The sequence below is a fragment of the Paenibacillus sp. FSL M7-0420 genome, from assembly GCF_038002345.1.
Classification (GTDB): domain Bacteria; phylum Bacillota; class Bacilli; order Paenibacillales; family Paenibacillaceae; genus Paenibacillus_AQ.
The window spans coordinates 3160117-3182678 of the sequence record NZ_JBBOCJ010000001.1; the positions used below are offsets into that span (position 1 = coordinate 3160117).

Here is a 22562-nt window from a genome sequence, read left to right on the forward strand (position 1 = left end):
GTTAACGGTATTATTTGGCCCGTAAGACTTAGCCTTTGACCCCGCCGACAACCATCCCTTTAACGAAATACTTCTGCAGGAACGGATAGACGATGATAATCGGCACACTCGCTACGATAGTCATCGTGGCACGGATAGAGGTCGGTGTAACGGTCGCTTTGTTGCCCTGCGCGTTCGCAAAGGCATCGGCTGCCGAGGAGCTGGACATCGCGGTGTTGGATGTTGACAGCATCTTCATCAGCTCGTATTGCAGCGTACTCAGGCTTGGCGTGGAGGAGTTGTACAGGAAGACGTCAAACCAGGAATTCCACTGATAGACCGCTACGAACAGGGAGACGGTAGCCAGCGCCGGAACGGTCAGCGGAAGCACAATGCGCGAGAAGGTGATGAAGTCGCCTGCGCCGTCGATTTTGGCCGATTCCATCAGTCCCTCAGGCAGTGCCTCAATGAAGGAGCGGATGACGATCATATTGAATACGCCGATGATGCCCGGAATGATATAGACCCAGAAGCTGTTCAGCATGTTCAGCTCTTTGATCAGCAGGTAGCCTGGAATCAGACCACCGCTGAAGTACATGGTGAAAATAAACGTGACGGACACAAACTTCTTCAGCTTATATTCCGGACGGCTTACCGTATAGGCCAGCATCGCTGTACAGAATACGGAGACCACAGTGCCGATGACCGTCCGTGCTGCAGAGACAAACGTTGAAAAGAAGATGTTGGATTCACTGAATACATACTCGAAGTTGCGCAGCGTCCATTCACGAGGCCAGATATAAATATCCCCGCGGACAGAGTCATTCGCTTCATTGAACGATAGAGCAAACATATTCAGAAACGGATAGAGGGTAACAATAACCAAGAGAATCATGAAGATCGTATTGCATATATCGAAGATTCGGTCACCAAGCGATGAATTCCGGTATGAATTGGTTTTGGATTTAGCCATTACTTGTGTCCTCCTTTCTAGTACAATCTGCTTTCGCCCATACGCTTGGCGATATTATTGGCTGCGATCAAGAAGATGAAGCTGACCAGCGTCTTGAACATACCCGCTGCGGTGGCAAGCCCGAAGTTGTTCATCTGCATCCCGTACTTCAGTACGAAGATATCCAGATTCTCCGAGTAGTCGAGGTTCATCCCGTTACCTAACAGGTACTGCGCCTCGAAGCCGGACTCTAGAATATGGCCCAGGTTCATGATCAGAATCAGAACGATAACCGGCTTGATACCCGGCAGGGTAATATAGAACATTCTTTGCAGACGGGATGCCCCGTCAATCTCAGCCGCTTCATATTGAGAAGGGTCGATGGAGGTGATGGCTGCCAGATAGATGATGGTATTCCAGCCGACATTCTTCCAGACTTCCGTAACCCCGAGTATTCCCCAGAAGTACTTGCCTTCGCCCAGCCACAGAATTGGATGATCAATAAGCTGCGCTTTGACCAGCAGCACATTGATGATCCCTTCCGGTGCCAGTGCCATTTGCACAATATTGGCCGCTACGACCCAGGAAATGAAGTAAGGCAGGTAACTGATCGTCTGCACGGTGCGTTTGAAGAACACATTGCGCAGCTCATTCAGCAGCAGGGCCAGTACGATGGCTGTAACAAATCCGAGAACCAGGTTAATGGAGCTCATAACCAGAGTATTACGAAGGACGCGATAGAATTGCTGTTCCTGGAACAGGAATTTGAAATTGTCCCAGCCGACCCACTTCTGGTCGAACAGATCCTTGGCTGGCTTGAATTTCTGAAAAGCAATGGTCCATCCCCATAGCGGGAGGTATTTGAATATAATCACCCATAACAGAAAGGGCAATGACATCAGCATCAGCATTTTTTGTTTAGATAGCTCTTTAAAAAAGGTTTTGAAGCGCGAAGTACCGGTATTATTCGATTTTGCCAACTGCACAGCGGTTTTTCCCACCTGTACCGTCCCCTTTCCAAGCTCCATATTCTCTCTTTGCTAACAAGTGTAGAAGGGAAAAGTGAAGGCTGTGCTTCACTTTTCCCGGTTCATCATGCTGCATCTGGGAAGCGGACGCTTACCATTTGCCGTCGATGCGGTCCTTGATCTTGTTAGTCATGAATTCTTCGTAGCCCTTAGCATCGAGCTTGTTGTATTCGGCCAGGTATTCACTCCAGACCTTTTCAAATTGGCCAGGGGCAGCAAGCACCATACGAGGATAGTACTTCTGCTGCAAATCGCCGGCTCTCTGGCTGAAGAGCTGCTCAGGGGAGCCAGGTTCTTTCTCAATACTCCAGGCAGGATACCATGGACGCTCTACCGGCTCGGCATAGAAGTCGGAGAAGGTCTTCAGGTTGTATTTCTCCAGCAGTGTTTTGTCGCCATCTGTATAGTTGATCGCTGCAACTTCCGGCTGGTTGAACGGAACGTGGGCGTTGCCGTCATCATACACGGAATTGTCGCCATAACGCGGCCATTCATAATCGAAATATGCGAAGCCGAATTTACGTTTGAAATCATTGTCGTTGCGGTTTGTCAGCTGTTCTTCGCTCATCACCATACGGCCTTCAGCGTTCTTCGTGTAAGTTTCGCCTTCAATGCCCCACTCGACAAGCTTCTGGTTCTCATCGGTCAGCAGGTTGTCAAAATACTTGATGATACGGACCGGATCTTTTGCGCTGACAGAGATACCCAGCCCGCGGTTGTTCACGAAGGACGGAGGATCAACATAAGCATCTTTAATGCCTTCGTCAAATACGATCGGAAGGGCAACGTAACGCAGATCGTCATTACCGGCGGATCTCAGATTGTTCGTGGCGTCGTTAATCTGCCAGGAATAGTTGACATATCCGAGTACACGGCCGGAGGTCAGCTTCGCCAGATACTGGTCTTTGTTCGCTGTGAACGTCTCAGGGTCAACCAGACCCTTGCCGTTCATTTCGTTCAATTTAGCCAGCCAGCGCTTCTCATCTTCGGTTCCCTGATACAGCTTGGCTTCATGAGACTCCATGTCCACCAGGACGCCGCCTTCATTCGGATAACCGGCCAGATGCATGGGCTGGTTGGTGATGGTGAAGAATTCACCGGCTGTACCGGCGAAAGTAGCGAAGCCGATGGTGTCTTTACCATCCACCTTAGGGTACTTAGCTTGGTATTTCTCAATCAAGTCAAAGTACTGGTCAAGCGTCTTCACTTCCGGGTAACCGAATTCCTTAAGGACGCGTCTCTGCATCCAGAAGGTGCTGCTTGGATCTGGCGGCGATAAGTATCCGTTTACATTTGCAGTGAAGGGAAGGATATAGATATTGCCTTCTTCATCCTTGATCTTGTTCATGTAGTCGCCATAGACACGCTTGATGTTAGGGCCATATTTCTCAATCAGATCATTAAGCGGAATGTATGCACCGGCATCAAGCAGCTTGGCCAGCTCGCCGACTGGAGAGATGACATCAGGATAGTCGCCGCCGGCAATCATAACACCGGACTTGGTGCTTCCATCGCCAACTACGTATTCCATTTTCCAGTCTACACCTGTCTGTTCCTGAAGCTTCTTACCGATGGTGGTATCACTGGCCATGGTATCCTTGTTGGCCCCGAAGCCGAAGTAAGTGAATGTTACCGGTTCTGTGCTGACTTCGCTGTTTTCTCCGCCGGACGCGCTGTTCTTTTCCCCTGAGTTGCCGTTGGAGCAGCCAACTACGAGGAGTGCGGACGCCATAACAACAGCCAGTCCGGTTTGCAACCATTTCTTTGTACGCATTTCATATCCCCTTTCTTTTCTTTGTGCTATTGAACATCCTCATTATAAAAGAAAGCGTTTAACTTTGTTACAGGGCAAACCTTAGATCAGTCTTTGAATAATTAAGGTATACCCTATATTTATTTATTCTCCAGGGGCAGACGCAGCAAAATGCGGGTTCCTGCTCCGGGCTCGCTCGTGATGGAGAAGGTGAACGAATCCCCGTAGGTGATTCTCAGTCTGGTGATTACATTCTTCATCCCGATCGAATCACCCATGGCGGACGCATCCTCCAGGTAATGCATAAGCTCACTGATTTTTGCCTGGTCCATGCCTACGCCGTTATCTGCAATGACGAAGACAATCTGCCCGTTCTCCTGGGCGATCTGAATGTTGATATACCCGATGCCGGCTATATTCTCAATCCCGTGAATACTGGCGTTCTCCACATACGGAAGGAAGGCCATCTTCGGAATTTCAATGTCGAGCAGTGACTGGTCCACCTCGATGTGATATTCAAGCTTGTTGTCGAAGCGGTATTTCTGAATCTCCAGGAAGCTCTCGATTAATTCAAGCTCCTCGCGGATCGTAACGAAGCTGCTCTTCCACATGATAGATTTGCGGAAAATCTTCGCCATGTTCTGAATCGTCCGGGCCGTCTGAGTCTCGCCCTTCATCATACTGCGCATCCGGATCGTCTCCAGCGCATTGAACAGGAAGTGAGGGTTGATCTGGCTGTGCAGTGCATGCAGCTGAGCCTGCCGTTGCCGCAGCTCCAGCTCCTTCTTCTGTATTTCTGCAACATATACATCATTGATCAGGTTTTCAATGCGTTTACTCATCCGGTTGAACTCGACGGTAAGCTCGCCAATCTCATCCCGCTCCAGGTGGTAGGGGATAAGTCCGAAGTTTTTGTCTTTTACAGACTTCATATGCCTCAGAATGTTCTTAATACGCGTGTGAATAGAACGCGACATGATCATAATTACGATGGTAGGAACCAGGAAGTTAATACCGGCAAACCAGAGGATAAATTGCCCGGATTGTCTGACGTCAGACAAAATAAGGGTCTCATCCAGGACGCCGTAAATCGACCAGCCGCTTAGATAGCGGTTATTCTGGTAAGTTTTGTCGATTACAATGGCCTGCTTAGGCTTGGGAATCTCAGTTGGGGTCAGGGTGTGCGCCGCAGTAATCAGCCCGCTGGGCTGACCGCTGGAGAGACGGCCGAAGCGGGCCTGGCCCGACGGGTCGAGAATATAGAAATCACCGCTGAAGCTGGATAAATCCAGAATCTGCCGGATATAGTTCATGTTCAGGTCGATTTTGAGCACATGCTCGTAGGTCTCCAGCCTGCGGTCGGTAAGGCGCTGGATCACGCTGATGCTGTCGGGCGTTACATAGAGATGAGGGTGGGTGTTACTGAATTGGCTAATTTGCTTATACCAGTCCTGCTGGCGCATACTGTCCTCCAGCTTAATGATATGGGCTGAGGCCAGAACGGTTGGGTTGTCGGTCATAATCACCGAGGAGCTCAGCACCTTGTTCTCTTTGTCGGTCCGGTTGAACAGATTCGATATGGCATTCAGCGACTCCACATAGCGGTCCGTTGAAGCATAGGTGGTATTCAGATGCTGGATCAGCTGCCGGTCAATAGAGTAGAGGTAGGATATGCCTGCTGCATCCTCAATCACGGTCCGCAGCTCAGCCTGCAGCAGATTCATCGCCTGCTCGGCATCCGCGGTCTTCTGATTCTTGATATTGGCGGTGGTCACCTGATAGAACATTACATTGGTCAGGATGATCGGGATGAACACGCATACAATGTAGATGACAATCAGCTTGCTTCTAAGCTTCATATGATTCAGACGGAAGTTGAACACGGCAGGGAGCCTCCTTATTTACTGCCCAATCATCATATTGCGATAATCGGTCGGCGTCATATTCTCAAGCTTTTCAAACTGGGTGGCAAAATAATCCGCATTCTGGAAGCCGACCAGCTCCGCGATTTCGTACATCCGCTTCTTGGTTTGCCGCAGCAGGCGTTTGGCCTCCTCAATCCTCAGGGTCAGCAGGTATTCATTGAAATACACACCGTAGGTTTTGCGGAATAACTGTCCAAGATAGACCGGGTTCATATCAAAATCAGCGGCAATACCCTTGAGGTAGATATTTTCACGGTAATGCCCGTCGATATATTTTTTGATCCGCTCAATATTGCCTTCGCTCTTGCCGCCGCGCTTCTCTGCGATATATTCTGCGGCTTCGGCGATAAACTGCTGGAATATCTCCTTCAGCTGCTTCAGATTGCGGTATTTCAGCGGCCAGTTGAGCAGCTCATGCACCGATTGCAGCGTATTCTCGTCACCTTCGAGCTGCCGTATAATATTAATGATGGCAATCATGCTGCGCCGGATCGTGTTCGTCACCGCCCCGGGGGCGAAGTAGCGCTCTTGGAACATGGTGAAAATAGCGTCCACAGTTGAGCTGTAGCCCTTGTTGTCATTGGCTTCGACCTCGTAAATCAGCTTACTGTGCAATCCTTCATCGATGTCGAAATAGTATAAGGGAAGCTCCAGTAGCTCGTCCGCCATATATATGCCCTCGAAGCCGGCGGCAAAACGGTACTGGAGGCATTGCTCGGCACTGGCCCCGGAGTCTGCAATCTGCTTGAGATGGCTTACCTTCCGGCCAACGAACAAAGCAATGCTTGTTCCAACCTCCCGTTCCAGTGCATCCAGCATCGTGCGGTAGTCTCCCCACGGGGATGGATTAGGTTCATCAAGCCAGTGGCCGGGTACGATCACCCCGTATTGATTATTCGTGCGTACATGAAGGAGCAGGGTCTGAGCCTCTTGCCGGAAGTAACGCAGCAATGAGTCCTTCAGTGCAGGCAGGTAATCGACTTCTCCGGCGGGGAGCTGATCCTGCATTTCTGCGATGAGATACGTATAGGAAGAGGTGAGAGGAAGCTCCAGCGCGTAGGCGATCCGCCCCATGACCTGGTCGTCGGGTTCTGTCTGCAGCAGGCTTTCGATGACCGTCTCGACCAGAGGCTTTTCACGGGTGATGGAGAGAAGCTGCTTCTTGTTCAACATATGGGCGATTTTGCCTAGGGCTACTGTAAGCTCCTGTTCGTCAACCGGCTTGAGGATATAATCGGACACATTGTACCGGAAGGCTTGCTGGGCATAAGAGAAGTCGGCATATCCGCTCAAAATAATAAAAATCGGCTCCTGCACAAGGTCCGTCTTCACTTTCTTGATCAGTCCCAGCCCGTCCAGCACGGGCATACGGATATCGCATATCACCAGCTCCGGGTTCAATTGTTCAATCAGGGTAAGCGCTTGCTCCCCGTTCTCGGCCTCACCGCAAATTTCGAATTGCGGCGAGCATTCGCTTAGAATCCGGATCAAGCCCTTCCGCACAAAAACTTCATCATCTACAATCAGCACCTTATACAATGGACTTCCTCCTTGGGGTTATTCTGGATTGCTTGGTCTTGTTCCATCCTCGGTCAAGTCGCAGTGTGATCATTATAAGCTAATTCCCTGACAGAATTCGAGTGGAAACGACTTTTTATTCTAGCACCTGCTGGAATATCCTCTTAACATGAAGAGCCTGCATCGTTAGACACAGGCTCTTCGGTATTGTATTTTCCGCTATGCGATTAGAACACAATGTGCCAAAGCGAGTTGCGCGGGCCAAATGTATGCGGAAAACCGAACACATATCGACTTACGGGCGACCTAGACTACTCCTATCCTGCCGCATATGGAAGCATCCATCCGTACTTTTACGAACTCTGCGTGCTCAGTATGTCTCTTCTGCGCTCAGCATGCCTCACCCTGTGTAAGCCCGGCTGCTCCGCATTGGGTGAGCCGGGTCTTTCCCGTATAATAGTAGACGTTACGCCGGAAGTCACATTAGAGCTTACCCCGGCGTATGAACTCTAAGCATTAGGAAGGGAATGAAGAAACGTTGACTTATACGAAACTGTTGGAACGAAAAGGCGAAATTCTCAAGCGAACCGTGGAAACCTGGATCATGAAAGAGAATCGTGACGGGCTGGACCGTCAAGAAGCCCATATCTACAGGAATATGGTCAAGGAGCTTCATCAGAACGAGCAGGAACTGAATGTGGCACGTGTGGAGGAACTGGATAAGAGCCCGGATTCGGACCTGGATGGAACAGCTTCCGCTAAGCGCGAGCTTGTATCACAAGGTGTATGAACCCGGTAGCCTATGAAGCTGTATTATTACCAAATCATACAATGAAAAAAGCCGCCCGGCTTCGCTTGATGCGAAGGAAGGGCGGCTTTTCGCTGAAATAAACTTCATGTCAGGGCAGCCTGATCCGGTAACAGCTGGCAGCGGCCACCTCTGTGCCTTTGGTTGTAGCGAAGCTATAGTGATCGCTGAAGGCGTAATGAATCCCGCCGCGAGTTACCCAATTACCGCTCACAGCAGCGATTTTGCCGTGAGAGATAGCGTGTTCAATCTTCAGTGCGGTGAGCTCAGGAACTGAAGCTGATCCCTGGAGAACGGCAGACAACGGATAACGTTCGCTGCCTATAAGTTCTACAACAGCATCGGCTGTCAGCAGATGGCCTAATGTCTTGGTATCTCCAGTGATAAGGGCGACTGCTAAATCTTCAGCCAGCTTGTTCTTTGGTGAATTGCCGCACATGCCGCTTAATTGTATTTCCATTGCTCGTATGTCTCCTTCCATAATGTGTGAATGGACAGTCTAAAGTCTCACTATACGCCGGTAGACTAGGCAATCCATCAGATCCGGCCAATCCAGCTCAGCTTCATAAGGATCGCGGAAAGCAGTCGCGGTTGGGAGATACCCGAGAGCGACACCCTGGCCGCCGTGCAGATTGCAGCCGCCGTCGCCGCCTTTACCTGTGATGCCGTCCGGTGTGAGAACCAGCTCCTTTTTGTAAGGATCGCCGGGGAAGAGAAGACCGAACGCATTCGGCAGCTCAAGCGGGTAGGGGCCTGAATTACCGGTCTCAGCAGAACCGGATACATGCCTAAGACGTATGGATTCGTCAATCTCTTCACCCCACGGGAACAGTGTCCTTGCCCCTGCGCTGTACAGATACTCCCATTCATCCTCAGTCGGCAGGGTGAAGCCCTCCGGCAGCTCCGACTCGTACCATTCTTCGAACGATTCGCTGTCATCGAACAGGAACACTACGATCTGTTCCCCGTCCCGCTCCAGCCGGAAATACTGGGAGTACTCATAGCTGGTGTGCGGACCCTGACGGAACTCCTCTATAACTTCGAGAATATCCCTGTCTTCTTCAGGGTCCAGCTCCTCAACCGCATATTCATACCAGCCTGCGGAAATAGGGTGACGCTGGACAAGCACTGGTCCGATCACAGCCTCGCGGACAGGAGACATCTCCGCATACATATGTGCCTCCGCCCGGCCCAGGGTCACAGTGTCGCCCGGTACGTACACATATTCACTGTCCTCATATCTGAAGACACCTGTTTCTATGGACTGTCCGTAACGTTCGAACCTTTCGAGGCGCAGCCATATGAAGCCGGCGGGCAACTGCTTAATCACCTCCTGCATCCGGTGCTTTTTCTCTTCGTTCGTTAATTGCCCCCATGTGGCGCGGTTCCATGCTTCCATGTCATACTCTCCTCCCGGGAATCGGCATTGTCAGCCTGATTACTGTCATTGTAATGGACAGCCCGGGTTACTGGCAAACGCGCCGGGAATGCGGCCGGACACACTGGTTAGATAGCATCCATTTATAACCTGTCCTTATGGTTGGTGTGCTCATATAATAGTTTAGATTGGAACACAAATACATAGACAACGAGGGATGGAAGTATGAAATCAAAACGCTTGAAATTTTTCACCGCAGGCTTTGCGCTATTACTGGCGGCACAGGTACTGCTTCCCGGGCGCTCATCGGCGGCAAAAGTTATGGAACAGCTCCCGAAGCCGGAATGGAGCTATACGCTGCCGGATGGCCTTAGCTTCTGGGGCACTATAGACACCTTACAGAGCAAGCAGCGGATGTTCATTCCGCTAGTCAAGACCGTAACGATGTCACCGGGCAAGACGAAATCTTCCGGCATGCTGTACTCATCCATTGACCGCATTAACGGTTCTGCCAACTGGGTATATGACTATTCGGACATGGCCAACGACAAGCCGTTTACTGCTCATCGTTTTTATTCTGCCAGTAACGGCTACAGCTATTTCTATAAAATGTGGGGCGGCAAACCCTATGATCTTACCGTTGTTGATCCGAACGGCAAACGGAAATGGACCAAAATCATAACCGGGTCCTACTCGCCGGTGGTGCTGGATAACGGAAATATTGTGATTCTAACCTTGGTTAGCGGCAATGTCGCTTCTCGTGGTATTACCGAGTACAATCAGGACGGGAAGCAGGTACGCAAGCTTAAGCTGACCGGCAACTGGACCGCAGGGATGCTAGAAGTGCTTCCAAACGGGTATGTGGTACATACTGAATACGATAAAAATAAAGTTAGCGTATACCGGAGCTTGGGCGCTCTGACGACACCGCTGGCTACCTACACTGTTCCCAAAACGGTGAACAACCCCTATTTCCAGGTGCAGCCGCTCCGTGGAGGGTCGTTCCTGATACAGATGAGCAGCGCGGATACCTGGCTGTTATTCGGCTATGACGCTAACGGCACCAAGAAGTGGGTGCGTCCTGTGAACAAGATGGATCGGATTGATACGACAGGCAACAACTATCTGATCCGGAGCGACAACGTCTACAAATTGTACAGCAAAGACAACCAATTGCTTGGTAAACAACAGATCGGTGAAGCCGGGGACCGCGAATGGTACAGCCGGATAACGCCATCGGGCGAGATTACGGTCGAGAAGCAGTACCAATGGCAGGAGCGTCCGGCTGTGATTGATCCTGAGACCTTTGAGGGGGATATAGCGAAGGAAGATTTCTATGTGCTTGACCCAGGGAACCTGCAGATCAAATATCATCTCTCCACAAGCTGGCATGACTACGAAACCGGGCATAATTACATTTATGCGGGAGACGGGGAACTGTACATTTCGAGGAGTTATGCGCCTAAGACGATAAGCAAATATATGTTAAAATAGCACCGAGCCGAGCATATGCCTCCGAATGATAAAAACAAAGCCAAGCGGGAGATCCGCTTGGCTTTGTTTTGGCATATTCCGCTACTCCAGCTTGAACTGCCGCAGCTCCTCCTCCAGCTTCAGGGAGATCACGCTCAGCTCCCGGGATAGTTCCGCGACCTGTTCAATACTGCCAAGCTGCTCTTGTGTGTTGGCGCTGACCTCTTCGGTGGAGGCGGAATTCTCCTCGGTGGTGGAAGAGATGACCTCAATCGCCTGCAGGATTTCATCCTTATGCTTGTGGACAATCGAAGTGTTATTGCTGATCTGCAGCATCCGAACCTTCAGCTCCTCGAGGTCACTGTTCAGGCTGAAGAAGAGCTGCTTCGCATTCTCTACGGAGTTGGCGTTCTCTTCAGCAATCGTAAGGTTAAGCGTAGTGTGTTCTACTGACAGGTTTGTTTTTTCCTCAATGGCGCTGACCTTCTTGTATATTTCCTCGGTAGCCCGGGCCGTCTGCTCGGCAAGCTTACGCACCTCACCCGCCACCACGGCAAAACCTCTGCCATGTTCACCTGCCCGGGCAGCTTCAATGGAAGCATTAAGAGCGAGCAGATTGGTCTGGGTAGCAATTTGATTCACTGTGCCTACGATACCCGATATCTCATGACGGCTCAGATCAATATCCTCAATGAGGGATGACATCGCCTGTGTGGATCTGTGATTGTCTTCTGCGGCTTTGGAGAGCTGTTCCACCAAGTCAAGGCCTGAACTGCTGAGCTGCGCAGAGGTCTGTACCATGGTTCCTACAGCCTTGGCTTCACTGGTGATTTCGTCAATTTGATCCGATAATGCACCGGTTTTGTGGAGAATGCTCTCAGATTCAGCGGACTGGTAGTTGGTGGCATTCGCAATTTCATTGATGGCCGTAGCCGTTTCGTTCATAGTTATCGCGGTTTTGGTTGAGATGGCTTGCAGGTGGTGGGAGGATTGGGCCAGCACCTGAGTCGTATTATGGATGACCTGAATCATGCCTTGAATCTTCTGGACCATGCCCGCAATGCCATGAGCAATCTGTCCGATCTCATTGCGAGAGGCGTCACTCAGCTGAACCGTCAGGTCTCCGTCTGCAATCCGTCTGATAGCGGCCAGCAGTTTTGGAATGGAGCGTAACAGGTAGCGCAGTGTGAGATAACAGATGAACACCAGGACAACAGCGGCGACAGCAAAACCGGTAATGGTTATCCGGGTGAAGGCCGTCAGCTCGCTAAGCGCCTCTTGCCGGGTAATGGTTAAGCCTACAGACCATCCGGTATCCTTGCTGGTGGCATAGCCGATATAACGGGGGTCACCATTATCATCAATAAGCGATACGCCGGATTCGCCGTTAATCATTTTTTTACCGATGGCTCCGAGATCGCCCGGACTCTCTGTAATCTTCTCCTTCAGAACCTTGGCTTCATCCGGGTGGTAGAGAATATCGCCAGAGCGGGTAGCCAGAATGGAGAACCCGGTGCTTCCCAGGGAGTAGCTCTGCATGATCTGGGGGATGTCATCGAAGGCAATATCTGCGGCAATGAAGCCGATCATTTGGCTGCTCTCATTCAGAATCGGATAGAAAATGCCCATCAGCATTTTGCCGCTAATGACGTCGGCGTAAGGTTCAGAATAATAGAGACCCTTGGATTCGGATACAGGCTTGAAGTAGGGGCGGGTGCGGATATCAAAGTCCGATTTAGAGGTCAGACCGTCATGTTGGAGGAAATATCCCTTCCCGGATAACCCGGCCACCCAGGCATCTGCGAAGGAGGGCTCAGACTTTACAATGTCCGCCAGTGTGGCGAGTGCTTCTGCGGCGTGGGGGGAAGTGGTGATTTGATCTGCTGTAGTGCTCTCAATATATTTTTGAAAAATCGAGTTGGTGGACATTTGTTTGACCAGTGAGCCCTTCTCCTTGAACAGGGCATCGAACTGGCTGACAATTCCCTGTGTTTTGGTCATCAGCATCGACTCTTGCTGGCTTACTAGAATGCTTCGGGTGCTGGAATAGAAAAAGGTACCCAGGATCGAGAAGACGACAAGAATAATGACTAGCAGTACAATGGCCAATGTGTTGGCAATGCTGGTTGAGCGGACTGGCCGTTTTGGAATTAGCTGTGACATAGGTCATCTCCCGGATATGTATTAGAGCGAAAGCTCTTAAATAATATGTCGGAATATGGCGGATATTCTTGTAGAGTGAAGTATGTTATTTCACAGAAAAAACCGGCTGGGAAAAGGTTCCAAGCCGGTGAGTAGTCTATTAGGCCGTGCCGGTTAAATGATAGGACATCCGCCGCAATAGTCATGATCCGCTCTGAGTTTATAGGCCAGACAGCAGGTAGCCTTCACAGATATCGTATCGTGCGGAGGGTGGGGGTCTCTCCGGAATTTGGGTGTGATATGGAATGGATTGCTGCGAAGTCCGAATGCCTCCGGCGTCAGCTCCCAGAGTACAGCTTGGAATTGCCTGTGGATCTGGCTGCGGCTGCACTCATTGGAGGCGTCAAGAGCATCCTCTTCGATAAAAGTATACAACTGATTATAGACATGCTTCCACAGCATCACCGCTTTGGTCTGTGAAGCCTCGGCAAGCGCAGCTATAATTGGTCTGACCTCGTTCGTGTAGAACAACCCTAGCTCATCTATGATCTCATTTCCATTCCTGTTCCGGTTGTAGATACCCTCCCGATGGTTATGGATAGGGAAGGCGAATTCGGGATACCCATCCGTGCGGACGAGCTGCACAGACAGGTTATTCAGTCGCAAGGCATGAGCCAGCGGGTCTGCGGCTGTGAGCAGTGCGTATTTGGCTCCGCAGATCCCGGCGATCCATGTGCAGAAGATGGCTGCCGCTATACGTTTATCCTCAGTCCCGAGCATGGAAGCATAAGTGGTAAGCAGATGCTCAGCATGTGCGGGCATACATAATTCTGTCAGTCGTAAAGTAACCACTGCGTTCTCAATAGGTTCGGGGAAGATGAAATAACGTTCAGCCCCCTGGAGCCCGTCAGTGTTGCCCATCTGAAGTCCCCCTTTATTTGGAGTTGCCTTCAAAGGCCTGAAGCACCGCATCTACCGCATAACGGTTAGCCAGAGGAGACATCCCCAGGTTGAACCAATCCTTGCCGGCCATGGTGTAGACCTGGTTCTTTTTGACCGCCGTCATGTTCTTCCATAATGGACTCTTCAGCAGATCTTCATAGGTTTTCTTCACCCCGGCATCGTCCTCGTTATTCAACTGAAGGAAGATGTGATCGGGATTATATTCCGGCAGCTTCTCCAGGGAGATGGATAAGGAAGGATCTTTAGTCGGGAAATTCGGGATCATCTCCAGCCCAAGCGTAGTGTGAAGGAATTTTCCGCGGTCAATCTGATCCCCGTAAAGAACGAAGCTGCCCGGCATCACCATCATGTACATCACCGTTTCATTACCCACCAGATCATCCAGCTTCTGCTTGGCTTCTGCCTCTTGAGCCTCCAGATCCTTAATTACCTTCTCTGCAAGCTCCGTCTTGCCGAGTACCCCGGCGATATCCTTCAGCTCATCCCGCCAGCCATCGCGCTGCGGCAGCAGAACCGTCGGAGCGATCCCCGACAACTGGTCATAATCCTTAGCCGACCACCATGTAGGGGCGAGGATCAGATCAGGATTGGCAGAGAGAATCATTTCAAAATTCGGAGTTTGGGCTATGCCCATCTTCAGCGTATCCTTGAAGGGCTCCTCTAGATAAGTCGGGAACTCCTCCTGGTAGTTCTGTACAGCAACGGGCGTAACCCCCAGGGCCTGCAGGAATTCCGGGTAGACCACAGACAATCCAATCACTCTGGCCGGATGGGCGGGGATTTTGATCTCGCCTTTCTCACTGCCTACTACCCGGGAATCTGCTTCAGCGTCTGCGGCCACCTTGGCCTGTCCACTGTTGTTGGAGCAAGCCGTCATGACCAATGTTAATACTATCGCCATGCAGAACACCATTCTTTGTCTCATCTGTCGCATATCTTCACTAACCTCCTGAGTATCAATACCTGTCTTCCCACCTGAGAGTGAGAATCAATATCACTGTTAGGAGTATAAAACAATCTGAAGGATTCGACTATTGACAATCACGCCAATATTTCATGTCTGATTACGCCAGAGTGCCAGCGCGGAGTCAAGAACCAGCTCCTGGGTGAACGAGTTATACTCTGTCCAAGGGTAGGGAGGGAGGTATTCGATTCGTGAAAACCCTGCGGGATCAGGGGGCAGCAAGGACTCTCTGTCCCGGAACGCAGACCATACGGCCTGCGAAGCTGCATCCTCATCCACTATGAACAGCAGCTTGTCCGCATCTGACGACCACAGCTCCTCCGGGGTTAATGTCTGATTGCTCAGTCTACGGTCCACAACGGACGCCGGAATGAAATTCAGATCATCATAGAACACCTCAGCTAAGCTTCGGGTAGACAACACAGTGATGGACTGCCCGGATATGCGGGCAAGGAGCAGCTTGCCCATGGCTGAACCTTGACCTAATTGCGCCCGGATGCTCTTGGCCTTACGCTCATAGTTGTTCAGCCAAGCGGCTGCTTCCGGTGCTCTGCCCACGCATTCTCCAATGAAGTGTAATTGCGTGCGCCAATCCGTTTGGAGCGTAGACACAAAGAACGTGGGGGCGATCGCCTGAAGCTGCGGTAGCATCCTCCGGCTGACCGATGGTTCCAGCCCCAGAATATAATCAGGGCGTAGGGAAGCAAGCTGATGGATGCGGATAGCGTCATCTAGGGCAAGCGGCAGCGCCGCATCTGTCTCATATTTACGGCGGTAATATTCTGTCCAGGGATGGTCAGCCGGTGCGGCGCAGGGAATAATATTCAGGGTAAGCAACGTCCCAATCAGGCTGCCGTGGTAGGCAACGATCTTCAGCTTGGCATTCCGCATGAAGGTCGCGGGAGCTACACCGGTAATTTGCTTGAATTTGCGCCGGAAATAAGGAACGTCCTTGTAACCGACATAAGCGGCGATATCCTTCAATTCATAATTCGAATGCGGCAGCATAAGACTTCTTGCTTGTCTGATCCGGTATTCGGTCAGGTACTCGATCGCGCTGAGACCATAGGTCTGTTTGAACAGCCGGATGAAATGCCTGACGCTGGTGCCTGCTTCAGCAGCAAGCAGACCGATGGATAGCTCTTCACGGTAATGCTGCTCTATATAGGTCTTGGCGCGTTCCATAATCGTATCGGTATCGCTAGGCTGCAGCTGCCTGGCATCGCTGAGCAGACTGAACAGCAGCTCATAGAATCTGCTCTGGGCAAGCAGCTGCTGTAAGGGGTCAGTACTGCCAAGGGAAGCGGTGATAGCCTCGCAGTGTTTGCTGTATGTAACTGTTGAAGACATCGCTGTTTCTCCTTCCAGGGGGAAGGGGAGCAGGGGCTCCGTTGAGCTTGTCCGGCCCGGTTGTACAGGCAGATTCCGCTGGCTAAATACATCGAACCGCAGAATGAATATATTCGGTTCGCCCGAACTGTCCAGGCAGGCTTCGATTAATTGCCCCGGCAGGCAGACAAAGGCAGCTCCCGCTCTGAGTTCGCCATACTTGCCGTCCACAGTGATCCAGCCCCGGCCCGAAACTGGAATCAGGAGCAGATGCGATTCAAGGAATTGCAGTCGGAGTGAACACCCTCCCGTGAGACTGCTGTTCTGCTCGCTGCTCCGAAGCCTGAACCACATCTGATCAAGCTGTCCGAAGGCTCCCGCAGGCGGGATTCCATCCTTACTGTTCATTCTTTGCACCCCCGTTCGCTATACGCAGCTTCAATTCATAACATGTATTATATCTCACTTGATGGGCACATCCTATTTTGGAGAGGCGTAGACACCCTGATCGAGCAGGTGCCGAAGCTGCAGGAATAGACACTCTCCTCAGAATAATGAGAAGAGTGCCTTGAAGTCACAGGATTCCCCGCATAATTAATTCAGTCATTTTCAGTCATTAGAAACTCCATCCGTTGTTAAATCAGGTGAACTTTCTTCTGGTGCAATGAACTCGTGAATGATATGACGGAAGGATTCGTGATTATCATAGCTGTTGTACATGCGCCAGGCCAGTGTGTGGGAGCTGCCAAAAAATAACCGCTCAAACTGGATTTGTCGCCCCCCGAATGCACCCGCTCCCAGTTCCCAAGCAAGCCGGAATAGAGCGTTTCGGAACCGCGCCTCCGAAGCCGTACCCTTCAAATACTGGCTGAGGTACGCACCAGCGCTTGTATCGAAGTCGGACTCCGAGAGGATCATGATGAGACCGCTTGAACTGAGATTTTGAACCATTTCAATCAGTTCTGGATAAAACTCCGAAAAGTGAACGGACGAAGCCAAAAGTGGACCTTTGTCTGGAACGAGATATCCGAATTTGTCTGGGGAGGCCCTTATTTCAGAAGCAAGTCTCAAGGCTTTGAAGGTCTCTAAATAGGTTATCGTTCTGGAAATAGGCTGAATAGTATGGGGCTCAGGGATAATGTTTTGTTCTTCTGCCAAAGATTCCAGCAACCCGAGAAAGAACTCTGTTTTTGCAATATAGCGGGTGATGATTTGATGGGCCAGATGCGTATGGAAGTGACTCTCGCCGAATAATCGGGAACAGTACATTTCATCTCCGTAATAAAATACACGGTCATGAGGGATAAGAACGCGGTCAAATATGACTAGTGTATCCATTTCTTCATATCTTGAGCTTAGCGGATGATCGTAGGCAGATGAGGCTGCGTAGCTTTCACGGCAAAAAAAAGTCATCCCGTGCAGATCATTAGGTACTGCAAAGGCAAACGCGAACGGATTATCATCATCCACAAACGAGGGGGAAGGGGTCGGGAATACAAGCATTTCATCGCAGGTTGCCCCTTGTGTTGCCATCATAAAAGCACCGGTTACAATCATCCCTTCATCATTGATTTCAACGACTTTAGCAGCGATAGAATCCTCTGTAGCATCATGCTGGCCGGATATTTTGCTTGCTTGAGGCTGGATGAAGGCATGGGATAAGGTAATGTCTTGATCCCGGCAGTAAGCATAGTACTTCCTGAGGTTCTCAGCATATTTCGGATTTAGCTCCTCAAGGATATCGGCCGCTGTAAACAGAGACATGAGGGCTGTATTCATATAATCCGGCGAACGTCCTAAAAATCCATGATGGCAGCTGGACCAGAGTTCAATCATTTTTCTGCGGCGCTGTAAATCTTCAGCATTCTTGGGTGGAAGAAAAGATAGACCAACAGGCTCTCCTGTAGCGGGTGAAGGGTAGGTCATCTGTGCTAAATAACGCTCATCACACTGCATGTTGTACATTTCGGCTTGGGTTTGTATGAGACCTTGAAATGCGGGATGCTTGGATAAAGGGCCTTCGATCCGTGTTCCTTTGTAAAAGATATTGATATTTTGCCGGTCGATACGTTCGATGTATTGGCTACCTGTTTTAATAGGCACACGGTTCACCTCTTTAAAAGACAGCTTTCACTAAAAAAAGCCGTGATATTGCTGTTATTATACGTAACCATGATCTGCTTTGTACATTGTCCGTAGATCGTGTGAGAGAGCCCTAATCCATCTGCAATTTCAGTGAGCCCGAATATGTTGTATAGCATTCTTTTACCGCCTGCTCCAAAAAAGATATAATTACGTTAATGCTCCATTCCAGATAGAAAAGGTGAACCACGCTATGAATCCATTTATGAGAAAAGTCAATGTTCCTTACGTCAAATTCCGCAAAGCCAACACCCTCCGAAATGTCTCGACCCAGCATGATTGGCAGCACTGGGCGGGCTACCGGGCTCAGATTCAGCAAGTTCTGGAGCGAACGCTGGAACATAACCGCTGCGGGCGCGGGCATATTTTACTGCTCGGGGCCGGGAACGGAAACGATGTGCCCATTTCGTATATCGAGTCTATATTTGAACGGATCACGATCGTCGATATCGATGAAAAAGCGCTGGACCGCTTTCTGGCCAAGTCGGCACACCCGGAAAAATACGAACGGGCAATCATTGATCTGACCGGAGTAGGAACGGAAGTGTCTTCACCGGATGACTTGAAAGCAAAGGTTGACGATTTGCTGCCCAAGGTGGATTTTTCGCCGTTGCATCCTCCTTTTGACGTGGTCATGAATTTATGCTTCACGACGCAGCTCATTTCCGCCTTTTTTTACCGGAAGAAAAACAAGGTTGCCCATAAACCGGAATTCAGCGCTCAGCTGGATCGGCTGCTTGAACGGATTCATATCAACATCTTTCAATCTTTGCTGGGCCTCCTGGCACCGGACGGGGTGATTGTCCATTTAACCGATACTCTGCTGCTGCAGCGCATATCAGCAACCGGCTATACCAGCCCGGCTACTGTGAAGACTCTGGAACTGACGGGAGGAAATCTCCGTGAAAACTTGGACCTGATTTACGGGCATCTGCCGGAGATGGCGCAACAAGGCTTATGCCTGCCGGGAGCATTTGTCCACGTTCATCCGCAAATTATGCGGTTGTATAAAGTTGAATTAAGGTTTTCGCTGCTGTGGGAGTTCGTCCATGATGAATACGAAGACAGGGATTACTTTGTGAGTGCGCATGTGCTGACCAAACTGTAGTAGAAGGTAGTCGGACCGGTCATAGGTAGACCTGACGGAGGGGAGTGGGGCTGCTAACCCGGAACGTTTGCAAGTTGTTGACAGGAAAGCCCAAAGAGGGCTGGGAAAGGTCACTTCCTCCTAACCTTTCCCAGCCCCCAAACCCGCGTCCGACGCGGCTCCTCGGTTCTTATCGGTCGCTTAGCTTTCGATAATTATGCTGTCCAGTTTGAGATTAACCGGATATGCAAGGGTATCTCCAACTGGGCATTTGCTTTCCAGGAACCGTACAAATTCTTCAACCTGTTCTTTGGGCGAATCTGTTTTGATTCGGAATGTATACCGAATGTCAGAATAGCCCGGACGTACCTCCGACCTGTTGAAAAAGCCATCCAGGTCAAGATCGCCTTCTACTTCCACGAAGAAATCCTTGAGGTTCACGCCGAATTTAGGCGCATACACTCTGGCCACGATAGACTGACATGCTCCCAGCGAGGCCAGCAAAGCTTCGACCGGATTCATTCCGGTATCGGTTCCGCCCAAGCTTTTGGGCTCATCGATAATAAACTCAAAGCTTCGGGAGGCTACTTTCACTTGGACTCCGTCTTGCAAATGCGCAGATGCTTTAAAGGTTTGGAGAGCGGCCATTTTTTAAGTCTCCTTTTGTAGTTTAGTTAATATTAAATCACACTAATCCGATGTGATTATTTTAATTTGAATGCAGCACACTGTCAATCCTTAAATTACTAACTTGTCGAACTCAGGAACCGCGTGCGCGAAAATGCCAAAAAAGGGCCGTGGGCAGCCTGCCTCCCGGCAACCTGTCACAGCCCCAAAATTCGAGTCCGATGCAGTCAATCGGCTCTTACTCGTCTCCTGCCGCCACCGGGTTATCTTCATAGCTGATCCAGTCACTCCAGCTCCCCGCATACAGCCGCACCTTCGTGTATCCCGCCTTCTCCAGCGCCAGTATATTCGGGCAGGCTGTAACACCTGAGCCGCAGTAGACGATGATCTCGCGGTCTTTGTCGAGTCCGTCAAAATGCTCCTCAAGTTGCTCCGCGTTCTTGAAGCTGCCGTCTGCATTCTGCGTATCTTTCCAGAAGTAGTTCAGGGCGCCCGGAATATGTCCGGCCTTTTTGTCCAAGGTCTCGTTCAGCCCGCGGTAGCGGTCATTCGCGCGGGAGTCGATCAGAACGGGAAGAGCGCTAGGTGAGGATGATACACCTGTGCCATCATTCGTCTGGACCTCAGCTTTTGCAATCGTTCCAGCACCTACCGTTTGCTCCGAAATCTCCCTCACCTCACCAACGCCCGCCACCATCTGCGGCTGAACATTGGCTACGAACGAACTGGGCACGCGAACCGGCTGATGATCCGTCACCGGATAATTGCCCTCTTTCCACTGGCTGAAGCCGCCCTCCAGAATGAAGACCTGCTCATGCCCGAGGTAGCGCAGCAGCCACCACAGTCGGGCGGCGTTCATGCCGTTCTCATCATCATAAGCGACAATCCGTGAACCGTTGCCGATGCCGAGCTTAGACAGGCGGGATGCCAGCACTTGCGTGTCAGGAAGGGGGTGCCGGCCGCCATGCTCACTAACAGGAGCAGACAGGTCGAGTTCCAAATCGAGATAGACCGCGCCTGGAATATGCTCTTTATTATAACGTTCTTTGCCCTCCTGAGGCTTGCCCAAGGTGAACCGGCAGTCTACAATAGTCTGTTCAGGATCATAGAGTCTGGCGAGCAGCCAGCGTTTGGTTACGGTAGAGTCCACATGCATCCCATCCTTTACAAGGTTCAAGTATGATATGGAGTATATTATAGCTGATTATTGCATCCCCGCATAACCGCTCCGTCAATCTAACCATTTGACACTGCCCCGATCTGATTCTACAATGGCTGGATACATAACCTATTTCGGAAAGGGGCATAAGCCTACGGAAGCCATCGTGAGTCAGGTCTGGCCTGAATGGAAGGGAACCTTGCGTAAACGGAGCGGGGGCTGGAATAACACCACTTACTTCGTGGAGAGCGGGAAGCGCCGCGCGGTGCTGCGTATCTACGACACCCATAAGGACAGGAACAAAATAGAATTCGAACATACTGTTCTCCTGAAGCTGGCCGGTGCGGGTCTGCCGTTCAGCACACCTCTTCCGATTCGTACGGCCAGTGGAGAGACCTTGGTTCAGCTCGAAGAGAGCGGGAAATTCGCTTGCTTGTTTGCTTACATCGAAGGGGAATCCCCGTCCGGGCAAGCTGCGGATTACTATGAGTCCTTCGGAGAAGCGGCAGGCATCTTGTCCGCTGCACTGGGTGAGATCGATACGGGCATCCCGTCCGTATACCGTCCGTACTACGAGCTGCGGACCTCCTATCCGCTATGCACCCCTGAAGCGCTGCATGGTCTGGTAACGGACCCGCCCGAGTCTCTGAAGGAGCTGCTGCCGGAGCTTACCCTATTAGTGGATGCTTACGACAATGTGGCTGACTCTCTGGAACAGCTTCAGAGCCTGCCGCATCAGCTGGTGCACGGCGATCTGAATGCTTCCAACCTGCTGGTGGATGAAGCGGATACGGCCCGGGTGACGGCGCTGCTGGATTTTGAATTCTGCACCCGGGATGTACGGGTTATGGATGCTGCTGTAATCCTGTCGGCCTTGCTCAGTCATGAGGACTCGGAGCGGATCATCCGTGATTTCTGGAGGGGTTATAACAGCAAAGTTACACTGACTCCCGAAGAACTGGCGGCTATTCCAGTGCTTATGCTCCTGCGCAAGATAGACGTATTTCTGCATTTTGTCACCCGCTACTGGGAAGGGACCGATGAGGTGAATGTCCTGCAGCAGCAGGTGAGGGAGCTGGCGGCAGAGGTAGCTGCTATGTAGGCGGGAAGCTGCAAGTGTAGGCACCAGGACCAGCAGCAAAGGCAAGTTTGCGGCTGTACGTTTTTAAGTAATAACATTTAGAGTCCTGATCGGATTGCAGCTTCCAGACCCCGGTTCTCACACTATTCAGCCTGTAGTTTGCCAAGACCTGAAAGCTGCCAATGTTAGACTGAACCTGCTCGTACAACGCTGTTGGATGGATATCCAGTGGCTTCATATTCTGTTGGTCCTCC

At 50.8% G+C, this 22562-nt stretch carries 19 protein-coding genes; 4 read left to right on the top strand and 15 right to left on the bottom strand.

Annotation, left to right across the window (positions count from 1 at the left end; genetic code table 11):
- Nucleotides 1–28: 28 nt before the first annotated feature.
- The 5 genes from MKX51_RS13345 to MKX51_RS13365 form a co-directional block, all read right to left on the bottom strand.
- Nucleotides 29–952: a carbohydrate ABC transporter permease gene (locus tag MKX51_RS13345; protein WP_036729010.1), complete on the bottom strand. Its 924-nt coding sequence runs from the start codon at nucleotides 950–952 to the stop codon at nucleotides 29–31.
- A 17-nt stretch (nucleotides 953–969) separates the two neighbouring features.
- Nucleotides 970–1932 (bottom strand): ABC transporter permease, encoded by a 963-nt coding sequence (locus tag MKX51_RS13350; protein ID WP_051493410.1) that lies wholly within the window; start codon nucleotides 1930–1932, stop codon nucleotides 970–972.
- A 118-nt stretch (nucleotides 1933–2050) separates the two neighbouring features.
- Nucleotides 2051–3733, bottom strand: coding sequence for an ABC transporter substrate-binding protein (locus tag MKX51_RS13355; RefSeq protein WP_340941130.1), 1683 nt, complete (start codon nucleotides 3731–3733; stop codon nucleotides 2051–2053).
- Between the two features lie 119 nt (nucleotides 3734–3852).
- Nucleotides 3853–5595: a sensor histidine kinase gene (locus tag MKX51_RS13360; protein ID WP_340941129.1), complete on the bottom strand. Its 1743-nt coding sequence runs from the start codon at nucleotides 5593–5595 to the stop codon at nucleotides 3853–3855.
- Nucleotides 5596–5613: 18 nt separating this feature from the next.
- Nucleotides 5614–7167, bottom strand: a complete 1554-nt coding sequence (locus MKX51_RS13365; RefSeq protein WP_340995605.1) for a response regulator — start codon at nucleotides 7165–7167, stop codon at nucleotides 5614–5616.
- A gap of 592 nt (nucleotides 7168–7759) precedes the next feature.
- Here MKX51_RS13365 and MKX51_RS13370 point away from each other — a divergent pair.
- On the top strand, nucleotides 7760–7945 hold the full coding sequence (locus tag MKX51_RS13370; protein ID WP_340992697.1) for a hypothetical protein: 186 nt from the start codon (nucleotides 7760–7762) through the stop codon (nucleotides 7943–7945).
- Nucleotides 7946–8054: 109 nt separating this feature from the next.
- On the opposite strand, the gene MKX51_RS13375 is transcribed toward MKX51_RS13370, so the two are convergent.
- Nucleotides 8055–8423: a hypothetical protein gene (locus tag MKX51_RS13375; RefSeq protein WP_340992698.1), complete on the bottom strand. Its 369-nt coding sequence runs from the start codon at nucleotides 8421–8423 to the stop codon at nucleotides 8055–8057.
- 39 nt (nucleotides 8424–8462) lie between these two features.
- Nucleotides 8463–9362 (bottom strand): formylglycine-generating enzyme family protein, encoded by a 900-nt coding sequence (locus MKX51_RS13380; RefSeq protein ID WP_340992699.1) that lies wholly within the window; start codon nucleotides 9360–9362, stop codon nucleotides 8463–8465.
- A 204-nt stretch (nucleotides 9363–9566) separates the two neighbouring features.
- Here MKX51_RS13380 and MKX51_RS13385 point away from each other — a divergent pair, with 204 nt between their 5' ends.
- The gene (locus MKX51_RS13385) at nucleotides 9567–10835 is read left to right on the top strand and encodes a hypothetical protein (protein WP_340992700.1); all 1269 of its coding nucleotides are present in this window, start codon (nucleotides 9567–9569) and stop codon (nucleotides 10833–10835) included.
- An 81-nt stretch (nucleotides 10836–10916) separates the two neighbouring features.
- Here MKX51_RS13385 and MKX51_RS13390 read toward each other — a convergent pair whose 3' ends face one another.
- The 5 genes from MKX51_RS13390 to MKX51_RS13410 form a co-directional block, all read right to left on the bottom strand.
- Nucleotides 10917–12977 (bottom strand): methyl-accepting chemotaxis protein, encoded by a 2061-nt coding sequence (locus MKX51_RS13390; RefSeq protein ID WP_340992701.1) that lies wholly within the window; start codon nucleotides 12975–12977, stop codon nucleotides 10917–10919.
- 153 nt (nucleotides 12978–13130) lie between these two features.
- Nucleotides 13131–13877, bottom strand: a complete 747-nt coding sequence (locus MKX51_RS13395) for a (2Fe-2S)-binding protein (RefSeq protein ID WP_340992702.1) — start codon at nucleotides 13875–13877, stop codon at nucleotides 13131–13133.
- Nucleotides 13878–13890: 13 nt separating this feature from the next.
- Nucleotides 13891–14853 (bottom strand): ABC transporter substrate-binding protein, encoded by a 963-nt coding sequence (locus tag MKX51_RS13400; protein WP_340992704.1) that lies wholly within the window; start codon nucleotides 14851–14853, stop codon nucleotides 13891–13893.
- Nucleotides 14854–14973: 120 nt separating this feature from the next.
- The gene (locus tag MKX51_RS13405; RefSeq protein ID WP_340992705.1) at nucleotides 14974–16620 is read right to left on the bottom strand and encodes a helix-turn-helix domain-containing protein; all 1647 of its coding nucleotides are present in this window, start codon (nucleotides 16618–16620) and stop codon (nucleotides 14974–14976) included.
- 201 nt (nucleotides 16621–16821) lie between these two features.
- Entirely contained in the window at nucleotides 16822–18315 is a 1494-nt protein-coding gene (locus tag MKX51_RS13410) for a 4-hydroxyphenylacetate 3-hydroxylase family protein (protein WP_340992706.1), read from the bottom strand.
- Between the two features lie 232 nt (nucleotides 18316–18547).
- On the opposite strand from MKX51_RS13410, the gene MKX51_RS13415 reads away from it, so the two are divergent.
- The gene (locus MKX51_RS13415; protein ID WP_340992707.1) at nucleotides 18548–19462 is read left to right on the top strand and encodes a hypothetical protein; all 915 of its coding nucleotides are present in this window, start codon (nucleotides 18548–18550) and stop codon (nucleotides 19460–19462) included.
- Nucleotides 19463–19642: 180 nt separating this feature from the next.
- On the opposite strand, the gene MKX51_RS13420 is transcribed toward MKX51_RS13415, so the two are convergent.
- Complete coding sequence (locus MKX51_RS13420) at nucleotides 19643–20089, bottom strand: OsmC family protein (protein ID WP_340941110.1); 447 nt, start codon at nucleotides 20087–20089, stop codon at nucleotides 19643–19645.
- A gap of 217 nt (nucleotides 20090–20306) precedes the next feature.
- Nucleotides 20307–21218: a sulfurtransferase gene (locus MKX51_RS13425; protein ID WP_340992708.1), complete on the bottom strand. Its 912-nt coding sequence runs from the start codon at nucleotides 21216–21218 to the stop codon at nucleotides 20307–20309.
- Nucleotides 21219–21393: 175 nt separating this feature from the next.
- Here MKX51_RS13425 and MKX51_RS13430 point away from each other — a divergent pair, with 175 nt between their 5' ends.
- A complete protein-coding gene (locus MKX51_RS13430) occupies nucleotides 21394–22329 on the top strand; it encodes a phosphotransferase (RefSeq protein WP_340992709.1) in 936 nt (311 codons plus the stop codon).
- On the opposite strand, the gene MKX51_RS13435 is transcribed toward MKX51_RS13430, so the two are convergent.
- Nucleotides 22322–22546: a hypothetical protein gene (locus MKX51_RS13435; protein WP_340992710.1), complete on the bottom strand. Its 225-nt coding sequence runs from the start codon at nucleotides 22544–22546 to the stop codon at nucleotides 22322–22324. The two genes, MKX51_RS13430 and MKX51_RS13435, sit on opposite strands and share 8 nt — an antisense overlap.
- Nucleotides 22547–22562: the final 16 nt, after the last annotated feature.